Here is an 18,734-nt window from a genome sequence, read left to right as displayed (position 1 = left end):
TGTAGATCTTCGGCGGAAGATCGAAGTTACCCTCCGGATCTCAGGCCGACCCGGTCGCGCAGCCGATTGCGAGACGGGCGGCTGCACGCTTCCCGCCACGGCGCACGTTCGTTCGAGCATCGAGTTCGACTTCTGCGACGCGTGCGCGGCACATCCGCTGGCTTGCTTGTCGGCGGGACCACCGAATGAGTACACCCGATTACCGGACCGTCCATGCGGTGACGCGGCAGGCGGCTCTCGCGGCGACAGCGGAGAATCGAATCATGCCGAAGATGCGCGCTCTTTTCATGACCCTCGTGATCGGTTGGGCGTTCATCTCGTGCGGAACGCACAGCAACGGTGTTTCCCGGAACACGGCCACGGTGACTTCATCGCCCTATCTCTTCTTCGGGTGGGGCAACCCGCCTGATCCGGTTGCGGTGATGAAGGAAACCGGCGTCAAGGCGTTCACCCTTGCTTTCATCCTCTCCGGTAACGGCTGCGATCCCGCATGGGACGGCGAACGGCCGCTGCACGGAGACGATGCCACTCAGATCAAGAGAATCCGCGACGCGGGTGGTGACGTCGTCGTCTCCATGGGGGGCAGCGCCCAGGAGGGGCGAAAGCTGGGCGAGGTGTGCCCGAACGCGCAGTCCCTGGCGAACGCGTACCAGAAGGTCATCGACGCCTACCAGCTCAAAGCGATCGAAATCGACATCGAGAAGGGTGAATTCAAATCCCCTGCAGCGCAAGACCGCGAACTCGGCGCACTGAAGATCCTCAAGCAGCGGAACCCCGAGCTGAAGACGACACTGGTGTTCCCCACGGAACGCACCGGCCCGAGCGACCACGGCAAGCGGCTCATCCGACGAGCGCACGAGCTCGGCGCCAACGTCGACGTCTTCACCATCATGCCGTTCAACTTCGGGGGCACGGACATGACCCGCGATACGATCTCGGCCACCGAAGGGCTCGTGTCGGAGATGGCCAACACCTTCGCAATACCGATCGACGAGGCGTATCAAAAGGCAGGCATATCGTCCAGGAACGGTGGTCTCGAGGAAACCGTGTCGTTGGCGGACTTCCACAATTTCCTGGACTACGCCAACGACCGACGCCTCGGCCGATTCACCTTCTGGGCGGTCAACCGCGACCGTCCCGGCGACCCGAGTCATGACGCGGGGAGCGGGATCCCCCAGCGCGACTGGGACTTCACCAGGGTCGTAGCGCGCTACCGCTCCACGGAGCCCTGATCGGCCCGACCCGAGAACCACAGAACTGAATCTGCCCGTCTCACGAAGACTTGCTGATTGAACGGCCCGGGAGGTCGGATGATGTCTCTGCTCCGCCTGCACACCGCCTTGCGCCCGCGAGTGGTCTCTGCCGTTACGCGCAGCGTTGTGGAGCCCGTTCTTCGGGCACCTTATCTGAGCACGGCCCGATGGTTGCCGGAGTTTTTCTCGTGGCCTGAGCAAGAACGGCGATCCTGGCAACGGGACCGGTTGCGCGCTGTCTTGCGGCACGCGCAGGAAGAGGTGCCGTACTACCGCGACGTGCTGGCCGGGCGGGACGTGGACGAGGTGGACCTCGCCGAGCTCCCCGTGATCGACAAGGCGATGATGCGGTCGTGCATGGACAAATTCTTGAGCCGGGGCTGGCGGGACATTCCGCACATCGCGAAGAAGACCGGGGGTAGTACCGGCGACCCGTTCCAGTACCCGCTCGACAAGCGCGCCTGGACGCACATGTACGCGGCGAACCTGTACTTCTGGGAACGCACCGGCTACCGCTACGGAGACCGCCTGGTAATGGTGGGCTCTCCGCCCTCATTGCAGTCCGCGAGCGAGGGTGTGAAGTCCCGCTTGCGCTCTCTCCTGGAGGGGCGCGTGGTCTCCGCAGCGGGATGCCATATCGACCCGGAGACGAGCCTGGAACGCGCACTCACGGCCGGGCGCGAGCGGGGAGTGCTCTGGTACGGATACGCGAGCCATGTCGCAGCGATGGCCGACGCCGTACTGGAAGCTGGTGTTCGCGTGCCGTCGCCGAAGGCGATCGTCACGACCGCTGAGCTGTTGTTCCCGACCTGGCGAGAGCGCATCGAGCAAGCCTTCGATGCGCCGCTGCGCGACCAGTACGGGTGCAACGACGGCGGCATCTTGTCCCAAGGATGCTCGCGCGGTCGGCTTCACCTCGCTGAGAATGTTTCGATCGTCGAGATCCTCGACGACGCCAGCCGCCGGTGTCGACCGGGCGAGGAGGGCGACGTGGTCGTGACGAACCTGCACGCCCGGACGCTGCCCTTCCTGCGATACCGGATCGGGGATCGGGCCGTACTCGGCGCGGCGACATGCCCATGTGGCGCGGAAGGCACATTCCTGGAGCGGGTGGTCGGCCGGCAGGGCGACAGTTTGCATTTGCCGAACGGCAAGCACGTTTCCATGCACCCGCTCGGTAAATGCTTCTTCGACGCCCGTCACGTGCGCCGCTACCAGTTCGTCCAGCCGGAGCCCGGTCGTGTCTTGGTACGTCTCGAGGTCGCACCGGGTTTCGGGGCGGATGAGCGCTCGATGATACTCGACGAAGTTCGACGCCTGGTGGGCAGCGCAGTCGACATCGACCTGACGACCGACGAGCCGATGGAACGCACTCGGGGCGGCAAACACCGCGTGGTCGTGCGGACCTTCGACGCGGCGTGACTTCGGTTGTCCACCTGGCCTGACAATGCTGCAGGAGCCCGTGTTCGGGTCTTTGTCCTGCGCTGTGGACGTTGATAGGTCAGTGGGTGACGGTGAAGGCGCTGCCTCCGCCCTCTGCGGTGGTTGCCGTCACCGTGCCGCCGTGCGCTTCGACGATGGACTTGACGGTGGCCATGCCCAGTCCGGTGGCCGGGATACCGCGCTGATCGTCTTCGCAGACGAGGCCGGCGGCTTCGGAACTCACCTGACCGCTTGTCTCGCCCACCTCACTGTCCACCCAGCTCGAACGCGGCGCTCCATCCGGTGCGCTCCCAGACCGCGCGATGCGGGGCGATCCTCACCGCGAACTCCTCCCAGCCGGTCGGAGCCGCCTGCCAGGCGCGCTCGGCTGCGGACCCCAGACGTGGCAGCAGCAGGAAGGCGAGGTCGTCGAAGCTCTCGATCGTCTCGGCCCACAGCACAGCCTCGACGCCCGCGATCTGGACGTCGTGACCGGCGACGAGCCTCTCCGGCATCCACTCATGCATCTCGCGCAGCGTCTTGGCCGGGTAGTCGGAAAACCCGAGCCGTTCGCGCCGGCGCTCCCCTTCGGGTGTGGCTGCGGGCTCGGCGTACCGGCGATCCAGGTACAGCACGTCGTTCGACGAGATCAGCACCGGAACCCCCGAGCTGGCTGCGAGAGGGAGGTCGGCGGGCGCCTGTGCGAACAGTTCGACCATCTCGTCCACGAAGCGGTAGGCTTCGGGCGGCAGTTCCGCCTTCTTGGCATCGGCGTCGATCACGTTCTCCGCGCCGATCCAGAACTGCATGATGTCGGCTTCTGTCAGCGCACCGGCACGCACCGCTTCCTGCCAGGCGACGACGCGCCTGCCCGCTGCATGCGCGGCGCCCACCGCCAAACGGACAGCCTCGACGTAGGCGGGCATCGGCATCCCGAACGGCTCGTCGCCGCCCAGGTGCACGAACGCGGCCGGTGAGCATTCGGCGAACTCGGTCGCTTCGGCTTCGATGAAGTCGCGGGCAGAGGGAACAGTGGGATCGAGATAGCCCAGTCGGGCAGCTCTCGTATCCGCCGCAAGCTCCGGGTACGCGCGCACGGCCGCCGCGGAGTGGCCGGGAAGATCGACCTCGCGCACGATCGTGACCCCGCGCGCCGCCGCGCGTTCGTCAAGTCCGGCGAGGTCGCCAACGCTGATCGGCACTCCATCTCCGACGCTGTCCAGGCGCGGGTACCGGGTGGAGGCCAGCCGCCAGGCTTCGGAGTCGGTCAAGTGAAGGTGCAAGACGTTCAGCTTGTAGCGGGCGACCAGGTCGATGACCCGACCAGGACGCGCTGACTGCTCAAGTCCCGGAACGTTCCCCCGACAGATTCGGCAGGGCCGCCATTCCGCGCTGGCCGTTGACCTGAGCGAGACACGGACTTCCACAGAAGTCCACAGCTACAATCCGATCTGTGCTCGCCGTAGAACGCCACGCCCTGATCACCGAGATGGTGCGCAGTGCGCAGATCGTCAGCACCGACACGCTCATGCGGGAGCTGGCCGTCTCCGGGGAAACGATCCGGCGAGACCTCGTGGCGCTCGAGGAACGCGGAGTACTCACCCGGGTGCACGGCGGCGCGGCGAGCACGGAGCCGCCGATTTCACAGGAACCGCCCGTCGAACAGCGCCGGCGCCTGGGCGCCGGGAACAAGAACAAGATCGGCCGCGCGGCCGCTTCGCTCGTGCGGGACGGTCAGATCATCATGATCGACGTCGGAACCACAGCGGTCGCGGTGGCCCGGGCACTCCCAGCCGGGCTGTCAGCGACGGTGCTGACCAACTCGCTCGTCGTCGCCTCGGAGCTGGCAGACCGCGCCGAGCTCGACGTCCTGGTCTCAGGTGGGCGAGTGCGGTCCGGGGACCTCGCCCTTTCCAATGCGACCGCGGCCGGTTTCTTCGCCGAGACCTACCCGGATATCGCCTTCCTCGGCTCGGGCGGCCTGCACCCGGAAGCCGGCCTCACCGACTACCACCTCGAGGAAATCGCGGTGCGCCGAACCGTGCTCGCCAACGCCCACCGCTCTTACGCCCTGGTCTCCAGCGAGAAGTTCGGCCGCATCGCCGGCCACCACGTCTGCTCCCTCGACCAGCTCACCGGCGTCGTCGTCGACACCGAGCCAACCGGAGACCTGCGCAATGCGCTCTCCGAGGCAGCCGTCGACGTCGTCACCGCCTGATCGCACCGCAGGCGATCCCCCCCGGGAATGCGGCAGCACACCGGGCTGCCCTCCGAGCGGGGATCGACACTCTCCTCGCGTTGACCCGTCGCGCTGGTCACTCCCCTCACCAGCCTCTCCGACCAGGCCCCGAACCGTTCCGCCTACGCGCCAGGGCACCCGCGTGCCTGAAGCACGGGAACCTCAGAGTGCACCTTCCGCCACTCCGCATGCAGCAGTGCGCTCCCCCAGCGTTGGACGTGCGAGTGGAGTGACCTGCGTCCCACTCGGATGTCTTGACACCGCCATCCAACGAATTCCATACTTCTCCACATTCACCCACAGATTCCCACAGGAACGGTCAAGGATGCTCGTTGCTGAGCGGCACGACCGCATCAACCAGGCGATCCGGTCCGGCCGGGTCATCTCGACGGCGGAGTTCTCCGAGCTGCTGAAGGTCTCCCCCGAGACCATCCGGCGCGATCTCGCTGAGCTGGAAAGCAAAGGCGTCCTGACGCGCGTCCGAGGCGGTGCCGTGCGCACCGGCCACCTCGGCGACGAAGCTCCCTTCCTGGAGCGCTCCAGCACCGCGCAGCAGGCCAAGTCGGTCATCGGCCGGATGGCGGCGCAACTCGTCCAGCCAGGTCAAACAGTCGTCATCGACGTCGGGACGACCGCAGTCGAACTCGCGCGCAGCATCCCGAAGGACTTCACCGGCGTGGTGGCGACCTGCTCGATGCGGGTCGCCACCGAACTCGCCGATGTCCCCGGAGTGGAGCTGCACGTCAGCGGCGGCCGCATGCGGCGCGGTGACCTGGCCCTGTCCGGCCCGGTGGCGCACGATTTCTTCCAGGAAATCCACGCCGACATCGCGTTCCTCGGCTCCGGCGGGTTGGCCGCCGGAGCCGGACTGACCGACTTCCACCTCGAGGAATGCCACGCGCGGCGAGCCATGATCCGCAACTGCGCCGCGAGCTACGCGCTGGTCGACAGCACCAAGCATCAACGCGTCGCCCCCTACCGCGTCGCAGCACTGGATCAGCTCACCGGCGTGGTCACCGACCAGGAGCCCCCGGCGGAGCTGGTCCGGGCAATCGCCGAAGCCGGCGGCCGGATCATCCAGCCCGAGGACGACCAGAACACCCCGGCATCCGACGCATCTCGGCCCGGCAGAGCAGACGAAGGAGGGCGGAAATGACAACGCCCGGTGAGCGCGGCGCGAACGGGCTCTCGGAGTTCGGCTACGCGCAGGAGATGAAGCGCGAACTCGGCTGGTACACCTCCTTCGCGGTGGCTTTCGGATTCGTCTCGATCGCGACCGGCATCTTCACCGCATACGGATCGGTGCTCAGCTCATCCGGTCCGATGGGCATCTGGACCTGGCCGGTCGTGGTCATCGGCCAGCTGAGCGTGGCGCTGATCTTCGGTGCACTGGCGGCGCGGATCCCTGTGAGCGGCTACGCGTACCAGTGGATCTCCCGGCTGGCGAACCCGATCCTGGGCTGGATCATGGGCTGGGTGTCGTTCACCTTCCTCGGCGTGGTCGTGGTCGCCGTGGACTACACGATCGCCGCGACCATCCTGCCGGTGCTGTTCCAGTACCAGGGCAGCAACGAGAACGCCTGGGCCATCACCGCGCTCGTGCTGCTGCTGCAAGCGATCCTGGTCGCGCTGTCCACCCGGGCCACGCAGCGGGTCAACAACGTGGCGGTCACCATCCAGCTGATCGGGATGGTGTCGCTGACCGTGCTGCTGTTCGTGGTCGGCGGCCTCACCGGGCAGCTCGACTTCAGCACCCTGTTCAGCACCGGCGACGTCCCGAGCGAGGGCTACTTCGCGTTGGGCGGCCTGACCTCGGCCGGACCGTGGGCGCTGGGCTTCCTGCTCGGCGCGTTCACCATCGTCGGCTTCGAGTCCGCGGCGAACCTGGCCGAGGAGACCAAGAACCCGGCGCGGGTGGTTCCCAAGGCGATGGCCCAGGCCGTGATCGGCCTCGGCGTGCTCGGCATGCTGTTCCTCGTCGCGGTGACGGCGCTGGCGGGCGACCCGGTGGCACTGGCGCAGTCCGACACCCCGGTGGCCGATGTGATCGCCCGCGTGCTCGGCTCCTTCGTCGGCAAGGCGCTGCTGGTGCTGGTCGTGCTCTCGATCTTCTCGTGCGGTCTGGTGATCTCGCTCAGCGGCGCCCGCCTGGTCTGGGCGATGTCCCGCGACAAGCGGTTCCCCGCCTGGCAGCTGCTCAGCAGCATCAACGGGTCGACGGGCACGCCGATGAACGCCTCGGTGTTCATGTTCGTGGTCAGCCAGATCGTGCTGGCGTTGTTCGCCCGCTCCACCCAGGCACTGTTCTCGCTGTTCTCAGCAGCCACGCTGCTGCCCGCGCTGATCTACGCGGCGACGGTGGTGCTCTACATCGTCAAGCGCAAGGACCTGCCGCCGTCGAAGGGCTTCGAACTCGGCCGCATGGAGATCCCGGTGCTGGCGCTGGCGGTCGTCTGGCTGGCCTACGAGCTGCTGATCTTCCGCGACGCCTCGTTCGCCGAACCCTGGCTCTACGTGCTCGTCATGTTCGGCATCGGCGCGGTCTACCTGGTCTACCTGGTGGTGCGCCACGGTGCGAAGAGCCTCTCCATGCCGGACATGCACGACATCGACAAGGCGCTGGACGCCGATCCGAACCCAGCACCGAGCAACTCGGGAGGCAACCGGTGACCACCGTCCTGGCGATCGATCAAGGAACCTCGGGCACCAAAGCGATGGTGGTCGACAGCGGTGGCCGCGTGCTCAGCGTCGTGGAACTTCCGGTGCACCCGGACTACCTCTCCGGAGGCGGGGTGGAACAGGACCCGCAGGAATTGCTCGACTCCGTGCTGGAATCCGGTCGGCGTGCCGTCGCCGATGCGGAGGTGGGCGTCGACTGCGTGACATTGGCCAACCAAGGCGAGACGGTGCTCGCTTGGGACCCGACGACGGGACGGCCGCTGACGCAGGCGATCGTCTGGCAGGACCGGCGCTCCGCGGAGATCTGCGCGAAGCGCAGCGACTCGGCGGAGGCGATCAACCAGCGCACCGGGTTGGTGCTGGACCCGTACTTCTCGGCGCCGAAGATGCGATGGATCCGCGAACAACTGACCACCGACGGTGTGGTGACCACATCGGACACCTGGTTGATCCACCAGCTCACCGGCGAGTTCGTGACCGACGCCAGCACCGCCAGCCGGTCGCTGCTAACCGACCTGGACTCGGTGTCATGGGATCCGGAGCTGCTGGCGGCGTTCGACCTCTCGGGAGAGGAGCTGCCTCGCATCGCGGCCAACGACGAAGTGGTCGGCGAGACTGCCATCTTCGGCGGCGCGGTACCGGTCGGCGGCCTGGTCGTCGACCAGCAGGCCGCCCTTCTGGCGCAGCGATGCCTCTCGCCCGGTGAGGCCAAGTGCACCTTCGGCACCGGAGCCTTCCTGCTGGCCAACATGGGTCCGACGCCGGTCCGCTCGAGCGCGGGACTGGCGTCCTCCGTCGCGTGGCGGGTGCGCGGCGAAACGTCGTACTGCTTCGACGGGCAAGTCGCCACGGCGGCCTCGGCCGTGCGGTGGCTGCAAGGCCTGGGTCTGATCCAGGGCGCAGCAGACCTGGATCGCGTGGCGGTGGCCGACAGCGACGGAGTGCTGTGCGTTCCCGCACTGGCCGGCTTGTCAGCCCCGTGGTGGGCGCCGGAGGCGAAGGCCACCTTCAGCGGCATGACGCTGTCCACAGAGGTCGGCCACCTGGTCAAAGCGGTGCTGGACGGCATCGCCGCACAGGTCGCCGAGCTCGCCGACTGCGCCGCCCAGGACGTCGGCGAGCCGCTGCACCGGCTGCGGGTGGACGGGGGGCTCACCCGCAGCCGGGTGCTGATGCAGGCCGTCGCCGACCTGCTGCAGGTCCAGGTCGACGTGTTCCCCTCGGCGCACGCGACAGCACTCGGCGCGGCCGGATTCGCCCGCGCCGCGGCCGATCCCGGGCTCGCGCTGGAGCAGGCGGTCATCGACTGGACACCGAGCACTAGCTTCACCCCGCAACTGGGTGCCGACGACGCCGCCGAGTTCCGCGCCCGATGGCGCGCTGCGGTCGACACCGCGCTCAGCAGCGATCGTGAGAAACTGGAGGAGTCATGACTTCGGCGCACGACACGGAAATCGTCGATGTGGCCGTCATCGGTGCCGGTGTGGTCGGTTCGGCGATCGCGCGCGCGCTCGCCGGATATCAGCTCGAGGTGGCGCTGATCGAGTCGCGCTGCGACGTCGGCGATGGCACGAGCAAGGCGAACACGGCGATCCTGCACACCGGTTTCGACGCGAAACCGGGGACGCTGGAATCTCAGCTGGTGTCCCGGGGGTACCACTTGCTCAAGGCCTACGCCGATGAGACCGGCATTCCCTACGAGCCGACCGGCGCGCTGCTGGTGGCCTGGGACGAGGAACAGCTCGCGGCACTGCCCGGTCTGCAGGAGAAGGCCGCGCAGAACGGCTACGCCGAGACCGAGATCGTCGGCCCGGACGAGGTCTACCGGCAGGTGCCGACGCTGGGCCCGGGAGCGCTGGGCGGCCTGACGGTGCCCGGTGAATCGATCATCTGCACCTGGACCACGAACCTCGCGCTGGCCACGGACGCGGTGCGGCGAGGCACCCGGCTGATGCGCTCGCACCGGGTCGAGTCGGTGACCGTCGGCTCGGATGAGACGGTCCTGCGCACCAACCGGGGCGACGTCCGCGCCCGCTGGGTCGTCAACGCCGCCGGACTGGGCAGCGACGTCATCGACGCCCAGTTCGGCCACGACCGGTTCCACCTGCACCCGCGGCGCGGTGAGCTGCTGGTCTTCGACAAGCAGACCCGTCCGATGGTGGACAAGATCGTGCTCCCCGTGCCGTCCAAGCTGGGCAAGGGCGTGCTGGTCTCCCCCACCATCTACGGCAACGTCATGCTTGGCCCCACCGCCGAGGACATGACCAACCGCAGTGACACCTCGACTACCGAGGACGGCTACGAGTTCCTGCGGGAGAAGGGCGAACGCATCATGCCCCAGCTCCTCAGGGAAGAAGTGACCGCGACCTACGCCGGGCTCCGGGCCGCCAGCGACGCCCCGGACTACACCGTGGAGGTCGACGCTGCGCAGCGCTACGCCGTCGCCGGCGGTATCCGCTCCACCGGGCTGACCTCCGGCATGGCCATCGCCGAACACCTGCTGGGACTGCTGGAGAAGGCGGGCCTGGAACTGCACGAACGCGAGGACCTCCCGGACGCGCCGCAGATGCCCAACATCGGCGAGGCCTACCTGCGGCCCTACGCCGACAGCGACCGCATCGCGGCCGACCCCGCCTATGGCACCGTGGTGTGCTTCTGCGAGCGCGTCACCAAGGGCGAGATCCGCGACGCGATGAACAGCACCATCCCACCCTGCGACCTGGACGGACTGCGGCGGCGAACGCGTGCGATGAACGGACGCTGCCAGGGCTTCTACTGCGGCGCGAACGTGACGGAAATGCTGCAGGACGGCGAGAGGAAGGCACACCGATGAGCACGGCACGCACGCGGCTGACCCCGGAGGTCGCGATCGTCGGTGCGGGCCCGGCGGGCCTGCGCGCGGCCCAGGAACTGGCGCCGGCCGTGCCGGGCGAGGTGCTGGTCTTGGACCGGGAGCAGCAAGCCGGTGGCATCCCGCGGCACTGCGACCACCCTGGCTTCGGCATCCGCGACCTGCACCGGTTCCACAGCGGCCCGGACTACGCCCGCCGCATGGTCGACAGCGCCGAGCGGGCCGGTGCGGTGATCCGCACCGGTGCGATGGTCACCGGCTGGTCGGCCGACGGTGGCCTGGAAGTCACAACCCCGGACGGCCTGTTCGAGGTGCACGCCGAGGCGATCGTGCTGGCCACCGGTGCACGCGAGCGGCCGCGCACCGCTCGGATGGTGCCCGGCGACCGCCCCGACGGTGTCTACACGACCGGCCAGCTGCAGAACCTGGTCCACCTGCACCACCGCAAGGTCGGCACCAAAGCGCTGATCGTCGGCAGCGAACTCGTCTCCTGGTCCGCGGTGCTGACGCTGCGCGATGCCGGCTGCGACACGGTTCTGATGACCAGCGAACACCCCAAGGTCGAGTCCTACGCGCTGTTCTCCGTACCGGGCAAACTCGGCCTGCGCGTCCCGGTGCGCACCCGCACCAAGATCACCCGGATCATCGGCAAACCGCGGGTCGAAGCCGTCGAAGTCGAAGACCTCGCGACCGGTCGCCGCGAGGTCGTCCCCTGCGACACCGTGGTGTTCACCGGCGACTGGATCCCGGACAACGAACTGGTCCGCGCCGCCGGTCTGGCACTCGACCCCGGCACGCTGGGCCCGGTCGTGGACACCGAGCTGCGCACCGAACGTCCCGGCATCTTCGCCGCGGGCAACGTGCTGCACCCGGTCGACACCGCCGACATCGCCGCGCTCGACGGCAAGCAGGTCGCGGCCAGCGTCCTAGACCACCTGCGCGAGAAGCGGCATCCCTCGGAGAAGAGCATCCGGATCGTCGCCGACGAACCGCTGCGCTGGATCTCACCGATGGTGCGCCGCGTCGGCGACCGCCGCCCCGCCCGCAACCGGCTCCTGGCCTGGGTCGACCACTACGTCGCCTTCCCCCGCGTCGTGGCCACCCAGAACGGCCGGGTCGTGGCGGAGAAACGGTTGCCGTGGCCTGCTGCTCCCGGCCGGGTCTTCCGCATCCCGGGCGACCTGCTCGACGCGGCCCGTCCCGGTGAGGGCGACGTGCACATCTCGCTGCGCCGATGAGGCCTCGAACCGCCGTCGTCGACCTCGACGGCGTGCTGTACACCGCCGATACCTTCGCCGCTCTAGCGATCCACCAGTACCAGCGCTCCCCCGCACGTGCGCTCGCGGTCGCCGCGAGCGCCCCGCGGCTCGCCCGGGACTGGCGCCACGAACACCTGCGCCCCGGCGTGCTGCGGACGCTGGCCACCCGCGCAGTGGCCGGGATGACACGTCCCGCCTACGACGCCCTGGCCCGCAAACTCGCAGACCAGATGGCCCGATCGTCACGTGTCGCGTGGGACGGCGTCGCAGTCCTACGTGGACTCCACGACTCCGGATGGCGCGTCATCGTGGCAACCGCGTCGGAGCACGAACTCGCCGCGGCGTACCTGCGCGGGATCGGCCTCGAAGAAGTGGAACTCGTCGCCTCGCACCTCGACCCGGCCTCCGGCCGCTTCATCGTGCACAACCACGGGGAGGAGAAGGTGCGCCAGCTCGAACTCATCGGCTGCCCGCGCTGGGACCGGGCCTACACCGACTCCCTGTCCGACCTCCCCCTGCTGGCCGGAGCCGAACACCCGGTGCTGGTCAATGCATCCGCCGCTCTCACTCGCACAACGGCCGAACGACTGGGCACCACCCCAGAAGTCGTACGGTGGAACGCCCGAAAACCACGATGAACAGTCGGGTTCAAGGCATCACATTCGGAATGGCCACCACGTCTGGATTGCCCCCAGAGCAACCGTCACGAGCCAGTTGAGGCGCTGGTAATTCGCCAGACGGCGTCGCGCGCCAGGTCGCGGTCAGGCGAGCCTGCTCCCAGAGCTCGGTGGATCGTCAATCCTTCGATGAGCGCGTCGAGTTCACGTGCCGTGGTGTGGTCGAAATGGCGTTCCAGAGCTTCCTGGCTTCGTCGCATCCATTCCCCGATCAGCTCGCGGTAGGCAGGTTCGCGGGCCGCCAGGGCGTACAGCTCGTGCGTGAGCACCAAATCCTGTCGGGTGGCGAACACGTCTTCATGGATGATGTCGACGACTGCTTCTCGAGCTTCCTCCAGGCCGTGCGCGGCTGCGAGGCGTCGCTCGAACTTGGCGATCACAGCGTGCGTGAAACGCGCGAATGCTTCGCGCAGCAGCTCGTCCATGTTGGCGAAGTGGTAGGTCATGGAGCCGAGCGGTACGTCTGCACGGGTCGCCACCTTGCGATGCGAAGTTCCCGCAACGCCCTCTTCGGCGATGAGATCGAGTGCTGCATCGATGATCCGCGTTCGTCGCTCCGGGTCGAAACGTCGAGTCCTCGGCATTCTCCGCGCTACCTCCACCAACACCCCTCGCCGAAGAGCTCAGCCCGGCTGACGAAGTCCGATCGCCGCACACCGTACCTGCAGCGCACATGCGCGAGGGGGATGCACTCCAGCGCGCAGGTCCGACCTGCCCGAAATGCCCCACCACTCGATGTGTACGATCGTACCCATCGCTATGTACGACCGTACACATGGCACCTGTGCTCACCCCTGCCTCTACACGACTCCGACGGATCCATGCCTGAACATTTCGGAACCCAGCACAACGCAGAGCTCGCCCTCGACCGCGCTGCTACGAACAGTCGCCGACGGGCGTTGCAGGTCGTCTTCTTCCTGCTCGGGGTGTCCTTGGCGTCCTGGGTCGTTCGCACACCGGCCATCCGAGACGCGCTAGCCGCGTCCACCGGTCAGATGGGGCTGGTGCTGTTCGGGCTTTCCGCCGGGTCGATGACCGGCATCGTCTCCTCCGGTCTGCTGGTGCGGCGGCTCGGCACGAAGCCGGTGATCGCGGTGAGCACCTTCCTGGCGATCGCGGGGATCTCCGTGCTGGGAGCGGCGACTGCCCTGGCCATGACCCCGTTGGCCTTCACAGGCCTGCTTCTGTTCGGGCTCGGCATGGGCTGCTCGGAGATCGCGGTGAACATCGACGGCGCGGACGTCGAGCGGCTCGAACGCCGACCGCTGATGCCGCTGCTGCACGGCACCTTCAGCGCGGGCACCGTCGCCGGATCCGTCCTCGGACTTGCCCTCACCCGCGCCGGTGTCGGAGTGGTGTGGCACTTGCTCGGCGTTGCCCTCGCAGCGACCGTCGCGGCCGCGATGGTCCTGCCTGCCATCCCCGCTGGCCTCGGTGTCAAGCGCGGCACGTCGAAGCGCGGCTTCTCCGCGTCGGTGCGGCAACAGCTCGACGTGTGGGCGCAACGCCGCATCGTCCTCATCGGCTGCGTCGTCCTGGGCATGGCGTTGGCGGAAGGCGCGGCCAACGACTGGCTTCCGCTGCTCATGGTCGACGAGCACGGCTACGACCCGACCTCGGGCTCGCTGGTCTACACCGTCTTCGCCGTGGCCATGACGACCGGCAGGCTCCTGGGGACGGGACTGGTCCACAGGTTCGGTCGAACGGCCGTCGTCCGCACCAGCGCGCTGTGCGCGGCACTCGGCGTGGGCCTGGTGATCTTCACCGCCGACCCGGTCATCGCGGTAGCCGGGGTCCTGCTGTGGGGGCTCGGCGGCTCGCTCGGCTTCCCTCTCGCGATCTCCGCTGCGGGTGACGGTGGTGGCGATTCGGCCTCCCGGGTCAGCGCGGTCGCGACCGCGGGTTACCTGGCTTTTCTCGTGGGGCCACCGTTGCTGGGCTTCCTCGGGGATCACTTCGGTCTGCGCCACGCGATGATCGTCGTCCTCGTGCTCGCGGGGTGTGCCGCGGCCACCGCCTCAGCCGTTCGGCCGCAACCGCGACGTGAAGTTGACCTCTGAGCGATGAAAAGAAGCACGTTGAGCAACGAGAACGGACCGTCGGTGAAGCCCAAACTGCGCTGGTTGGCTGGGCTGGCGGGATTCCTGGGCACCCTGGCCGCGCTGGCAGTCCCGTTCTTGCCCGTCCAGCACCAGATCACGACCCTGGAATGGCCTACCGAACAGGGAACTCGGCCGGTGTCCGCACCGCTGGCGGCATACTCCCCCATCCGGCTCGACCTGCAGGTTCCGTGCTCGACCGCCCGGGGACTCGATGCACGCAGCGCCGATCCCGCAGTGCTGGCGAGCACGAACCCGCCCAAGTCGCACTACGGTGACCTCACCGGTCTGCGCCTGGAAGTCCAGGACAGGCAGCTGCGCCTGTCCGTGCAGGGACGGCAGCTCGGCACCGCGAAACTGCCCGATGGCGACTGCACCATCGTCGTGTACTCCGATGGAAACGGCACCAGCGCGCAGATCGACGACAACCAGATCGCACACCTCGCGGGAAACACACGTCCGCAGCTGACCGGCATCTACTCCGATGTGGACGACCAGCTCGACGACGTGCGCGGCCTGTCGTTCGCAGCCGAGGTCGACAACCGCTACGACACAAGTCCGACCCCGCTCAAGCTCGGCATCATGGCGCTCGCCCTGCTCGGCTGCACCGGTTCGCTCGTCGCGCTACGCCGGATCGACCTCAGCGCGGCGCACCGACCACGACGGCTGTCGCACAGGCCGTGGCGGCTGAACGCCCGCGACGCAACGGTCGCAGCAGCGCTCCTGGCGTGGTGGCTGATCGGTGCGATGACAGCCGACGACGGCTACTTCCTCACGATGGCACGGGTCCGGGACGACCTCGGCTACGTCAACGACTTCTACCGCTGGTTCTCCGGCCCCACTGCCCCGATGGGCTGGTTCGTGGAGCTCCAGGCGCAGTGGGTGCAGATCTCCACCGCCACTCCGTGGCTCCGGCTGCCCGCGCTGGGCATGGGCCTGCTGTGCTGGATGCTCATCAGCAGGTTCATGCTGCCGCGGCTCGGGCAACGGGTTCGGCGCAGCCGCGCAGCCGGGTGGGCGGCAGCTGCGGTGTTCCTCGCGTGCTGGCTCCCTTACAACAACGGCCTGCGTCCCGAACCCGTAGTCGTCGTCTTCGCACTCCTCGCGCTGTGCGCGGTGGAGAACGCCGTGGCCACCCGCCGGCTCGCGCCGGCAGCGCTGGGTCTGATCGCCGCAGCGCTGTCAGTCGCGGTGAACCCGCACGGCGTGGTTGCCGTGCTGCCGTTCGTAGCTGCGGCGAAGCCCTTGCTGAAGCTGCTGCGGCACCGCGCAGAGCAGTTCGGCTGGGCAACGGTGCTGGCCCCGATCTCGGCCACCGGACTGGCGATCCTCGTAGTCTCCTTCGCCGACCAAACCTGGGGATCGGTCGCCGACGCCACCTCAGTGCGCTCTGCGATCGGCCCGTCGCAGACCTGGTACCAGGAGCTGAGCCGCTACACGCTGCTGTTCAGCCAGTCCCCCGACGGCTCCCTCACCCGCAGGTTCCCGGTGCTGCTGATGTTGCTGTGCGTGGGCACCTGCGCTGTGGTGCTGCTGCGCCGCGGACGGATCCGCGGCGCAGCACTCGGACCGAGCCGGCGGCTACTCGTCGTCGCCGGGCTGTACTTCGTCGCCCTGGCACTCACCCCGACCAAGCACACCCATCACTTCGGCGTGCTCGCCGCTGTCGGCGGCTGCGTCGCGGCGCTGACAGCGCTGGCCACCAGCAGCACAGTCCTGCGATCACGACGGAACCGTGCGGGGTTCTTCGCCGGACTGATGGCTGTGCTGGCCTTCTCCTTCACCGGCACCAACGCCTGGTGGTACGTCTCCGGATGGGGTGTGCCCTGGTTCGACAAACCGCCCTCGATCAACGGTCACGAGCTCAGCACAGCACTGCTGGTGGTAGCCGCCGGCACGGCCGTCATCGCGCTCGTGGAGCACCTTCGGATCGACGAGCACCGCCCGGGGATCACGACGGAGGAGGACCGGTCGCGCGCATTGCGCCTGGGCGCCGCTCCCCTGTCGATCGTGTGCGCTCTCCTGATGGTCGCCGAACTCGCTTCACTGGCGAAGGTCGTCCCCGAACGGTGGGGCACCTACAACCTCGCACAGGACAACGTTCGCCAGCTCGCCGGCGCCAGCTGCGGATTGCCCGACTACGTCCGCGTCGAACAGGACCCGATCTCAGGCGTTCTCGACGTCACGCCCGAGCAGCCGCTGGTCGCAGCGCCCGATGCGCCTAGCCCGGAATCGCGCGACGAGTCACCCGACGCCTATCTGCGCAGCGCGAACGCCGGCTTTCGCCGCGATGGCCTGCCCACGACCACGGACTTGACAGGTTCCGCGCAGTGGCGGCCTCCGCACCGCTTCGGGTCCGACCGCGCCCCGGTGTGGGGCAGCCACGACGCCCCCACCGGTACCTTCCGAACTCCCTGGTACGACCTCCCGCAACGCGCCACCAGCGGCGAAGTTCCGATCGTCATCAGCGTGGCAGGCATGACCACCAGTCCGAACTCACTTGCCATCGAGTTCGGACGCGACACTCCGCAGGGGTTCGAAATTCTGCACCGCACCGAAGTCGAGCAGGAAGACGATCAGCAGTGGCGCGATCATCGGATCCCGGTCGAGGGACACGCCCGGGAAGCAACCAAAATCCGGATCACGGCCCGCGACAACGCACTCGGCAACGACGGGTGGCTCGCCGTCAGCGCACCCCGCGCACCTCACCTGACCAGCATGACCGACTTCGTCGGCGACTCCCCCACGTTCGTGGAGTGGACCGCCGCCCTGGTCACCCCGTGCCTGCAGATCACCAGCATCCACAACGGAATCGCCGGCCTGCCGCGCTACCGCGTCGCAGGCGGCGGCGAAGTCCGCGAGATCGGCCAAGGCTGGTCCTCACCGGACAGCGGCGGCCCCTTCGGCTACCTCAACGTCGCCACCAGCATGACGGAACTGCCGACCTACCTGGTCAACGACGTGAACCGGGACTGGGGATCGTTGTACGCGGTGCACCCCTACGAACCAGACGCACTCCCGGCCACCACCGCGATCCGCGTGCGCACCGAAACCCACTGGGGCTGGTGGAGCCCAGGCCCACCACCAGAGCCGGTACACCTACCCGGCGACGTCCCGAACTCCAACGACCGATCCGACGTACCCATCACACCCGACAAAACAACGACACCACAGGCGAACTCCAAGCAAGCTGGCTGAACGCCCTCAGACCAAGCCATGCCAGGTCACCCCATCGGCGCTTGGATCAGCCCGAACTAGCACGGCCGAGTCTCGGAGAATCCGCGCCATCACGGCTGGGTCTTCAAGACAGAGGGGCGGCGCGTGGAGCAGCCGTGCGAAACTTGACCTCGGCCATCCGGTGTGGATCCAGAGGCGAGCAGTCGGCCACGTTCAGTGTCGAACGCACCAGTGCCACAACACTTCTGGCACCCCATCCCGAGACGACTGCCTGCTGCAAGGCAATTCCGCGACCTGATCACGTCTCAGGGGTCGTATTGCTGTCCGGTTTCCACCGACACCTTGGGGACGAAACCGCTTGGTCGCACATCTCCTTCATCAGGGTGTGCAATCCGCTACCGGAACGTAGCGCGACGAAGACCTCGTCTGCGAGCTCAGCCAAATGCACACTGTGCTGCCCGCCGAGGCGGTGTCCAGGAGGCAGCAAGGCCACTATTGGTTCGCGCACCAGGGTCTGCGATCGCAAGCCCAGCAAAGTGGTCGGCATTCGCACTACTGCCAAGTCCAGTTCTCCCTGATGCACTCGGCGCTGGAACTCAGATGATGCGTCCAGATCCTGTTCAGTCCTCATCAGCTCCACCTCCGGGTAACGCCGCTGGTAGGCACGCAGGATGTCGGGCAGCAGCCGAGTGCCGACTCTGGGGAGCACCCCGATCGCGACTCGTCCGCGCCGCAGTTCCTTGAAGTCGTCCATCTGATCGTGCAGGCGCTCCACTTCCGCGAGTACGCGCTCCGCTTGTTTCAAGAAGGAATCGCCGGCGAGGGTCGGCACCGTGCACCTCCGGCGCCGCTCGAACAACCGCACACCGAGCTCTTGTTCCATCTTGCGAATCTGCACCGACAGCGATGGCTGCGCCAGGCGTGAGCCCAAACACCGTCTTGCGCGTCACGGCGAACTGGGCGCCGGGGCCGCCGATGCCCTTCCAGCTGTGAGGAGTTCCCAGGTAATGCCAGAGCTGCTGGTCGAAGGGGCTTGTCGCAACGAGCCCCCATTCGCCCGCATAGATCTCTGCTGCAT

Annotated in this window: 15 protein-coding genes; 11 read left to right on the top strand and 4 right to left on the bottom strand. The window is 67.8% G+C overall.

The window, feature by feature from the left end; translation table 11 throughout:
- Positions 1-218: 218 nt before the first annotated feature.
- Both ATL45_RS27070 and ATL45_RS27065 read left to right on the top strand, forming a co-directional pair.
- Positions 219-1,232 (top strand): chitinase, encoded by a 1,014-nt coding sequence (locus tag ATL45_RS27070; protein WP_246025567.1) that lies wholly within the window; start codon positions 219-221, stop codon positions 1,230-1,232.
- A gap of 78 nt (positions 1,233-1,310) precedes the next feature.
- Complete coding sequence (locus tag ATL45_RS27065) at positions 1,311-2,675, top strand: phenylacetate--CoA ligase family protein (protein ID WP_093149298.1); 1,365 nt, start codon at positions 1,311-1,313, stop codon at positions 2,673-2,675.
- Positions 2,676-2,754: 79 nt separating this feature from the next.
- Here the strand turns inward: ATL45_RS27065 and ATL45_RS39060 are convergent, their stop codons facing one another.
- Together ATL45_RS39060 and ATL45_RS27055 are read right to left on the bottom strand one after the other, a co-directional pair.
- Positions 2,755-2,940 carry an ATP-binding protein gene (locus ATL45_RS39060; RefSeq protein ID WP_093149302.1) on the bottom strand — a complete coding sequence of 62 codons (186 nt, stop codon included), beginning with the start codon at positions 2,938-2,940 and terminating at the stop codon, positions 2,755-2,757.
- A gap of 1 nt (position 2,941) precedes the next feature.
- Positions 2,942-4,102, bottom strand: coding sequence for a family 20 glycosylhydrolase (locus ATL45_RS27055; protein WP_093149305.1), 1,161 nt, complete (start codon positions 4,100-4,102; stop codon positions 2,942-2,944).
- Between the two features lie 26 nt (positions 4,103-4,128).
- On the opposite strand from ATL45_RS27055, the gene ATL45_RS27050 reads away from it, so the two are divergent.
- The 7 genes from ATL45_RS27050 to ATL45_RS27020 all read left to right on the top strand — a co-directional run bounded on the left by ATL45_RS27050 (position 4,129) and on the right by ATL45_RS27020 (position 12,341).
- Positions 4,129-4,893 carry a DeoR/GlpR family DNA-binding transcription regulator gene (locus ATL45_RS27050; RefSeq protein WP_093149311.1) on the top strand — a complete coding sequence of 255 codons (765 nt, stop codon included), beginning with the start codon at positions 4,129-4,131 and terminating at the stop codon, positions 4,891-4,893.
- 346 nt (positions 4,894-5,239) lie between these two features.
- On the top strand, positions 5,240-6,070 hold the full coding sequence (locus ATL45_RS27045; protein WP_093149314.1) for a DeoR/GlpR family DNA-binding transcription regulator: 831 nt from the start codon (positions 5,240-5,242) through the stop codon (positions 6,068-6,070).
- Positions 6,067-7,584, top strand: a complete 1,518-nt coding sequence (locus tag ATL45_RS27040; protein WP_093149318.1) for an amino acid permease — start codon at positions 6,067-6,069, stop codon at positions 7,582-7,584. The genes ATL45_RS27045 and ATL45_RS27040 overlap by 4 nt, the downstream gene beginning before the upstream one ends.
- A complete protein-coding gene (locus tag ATL45_RS27035; protein WP_093149322.1) occupies positions 7,581-9,026 on the top strand; it encodes an FGGY family carbohydrate kinase in 1,446 nt (481 codons plus the stop codon). The genes ATL45_RS27040 and ATL45_RS27035 overlap by 4 nt, the downstream gene beginning before the upstream one ends.
- Complete coding sequence (locus ATL45_RS27030) at positions 9,023-10,426, top strand: NAD(P)/FAD-dependent oxidoreductase (protein ID WP_093149326.1); 1,404 nt, start codon at positions 9,023-9,025, stop codon at positions 10,424-10,426. The genes ATL45_RS27035 and ATL45_RS27030 overlap by 4 nt, the downstream gene beginning before the upstream one ends.
- Positions 10,423-11,682, top strand: coding sequence for an NAD(P)/FAD-dependent oxidoreductase (locus tag ATL45_RS27025; protein ID WP_093149327.1), 1,260 nt, complete (start codon positions 10,423-10,425; stop codon positions 11,680-11,682). Before ATL45_RS27030 ends, ATL45_RS27025 begins: the two co-directional genes overlap by 4 nt.
- Positions 11,679-12,341 carry an HAD family hydrolase gene (locus ATL45_RS27020; protein ID WP_093149330.1) on the top strand — a complete coding sequence of 221 codons (663 nt, stop codon included), beginning with the start codon at positions 11,679-11,681 and terminating at the stop codon, positions 12,339-12,341. Before ATL45_RS27025 ends, ATL45_RS27020 begins: the two co-directional genes overlap by 4 nt.
- Positions 12,342-12,406: 65 nt before the next feature.
- On the opposite strand, the gene ATL45_RS27015 is transcribed toward ATL45_RS27020, so the two are convergent.
- Positions 12,407-12,964, bottom strand: coding sequence for a TetR/AcrR family transcriptional regulator (locus tag ATL45_RS27015; protein WP_093149333.1), 558 nt, complete (start codon positions 12,962-12,964; stop codon positions 12,407-12,409).
- Between the two features lie 237 nt (positions 12,965-13,201).
- Here ATL45_RS27015 and ATL45_RS27010 point away from each other — a divergent pair, with 237 nt between their 5' ends.
- On the top strand, positions 13,202-14,440 hold the full coding sequence (locus ATL45_RS27010) for an MFS transporter (protein ID WP_093149335.1): 1,239 nt from the start codon (positions 13,202-13,204) through the stop codon (positions 14,438-14,440).
- An 18-nt stretch (positions 14,441-14,458) separates the two neighbouring features.
- Entirely contained in the window at positions 14,459-17,677 is a 3,219-nt protein-coding gene (locus ATL45_RS27005) for an arabinosyltransferase domain-containing protein (protein ID WP_246025566.1), read from the top strand.
- A 277-nt stretch (positions 17,678-17,954) separates the two neighbouring features.
- Here the strand turns inward: ATL45_RS27005 and ATL45_RS27000 are convergent, their stop codons facing one another.
- A complete protein-coding gene (locus tag ATL45_RS27000; protein WP_121505404.1) occupies positions 17,955-18,587 on the bottom strand; it encodes a LysR family transcriptional regulator in 633 nt (210 codons plus the stop codon).
- Between the last annotated feature and the right edge of the window lie 147 nt (positions 18,588-18,734).

The organism is Saccharopolyspora antimicrobica, assembly GCF_003635025.1.
Taxonomy (GTDB): Bacteria; Actinomycetota; Actinomycetes; order Mycobacteriales; family Pseudonocardiaceae; genus Saccharopolyspora; species Saccharopolyspora antimicrobica.
Note: the sequence above shows the minus strand (reverse complement) of the source record. Positions and strands in the feature narration are given on the sequence as shown.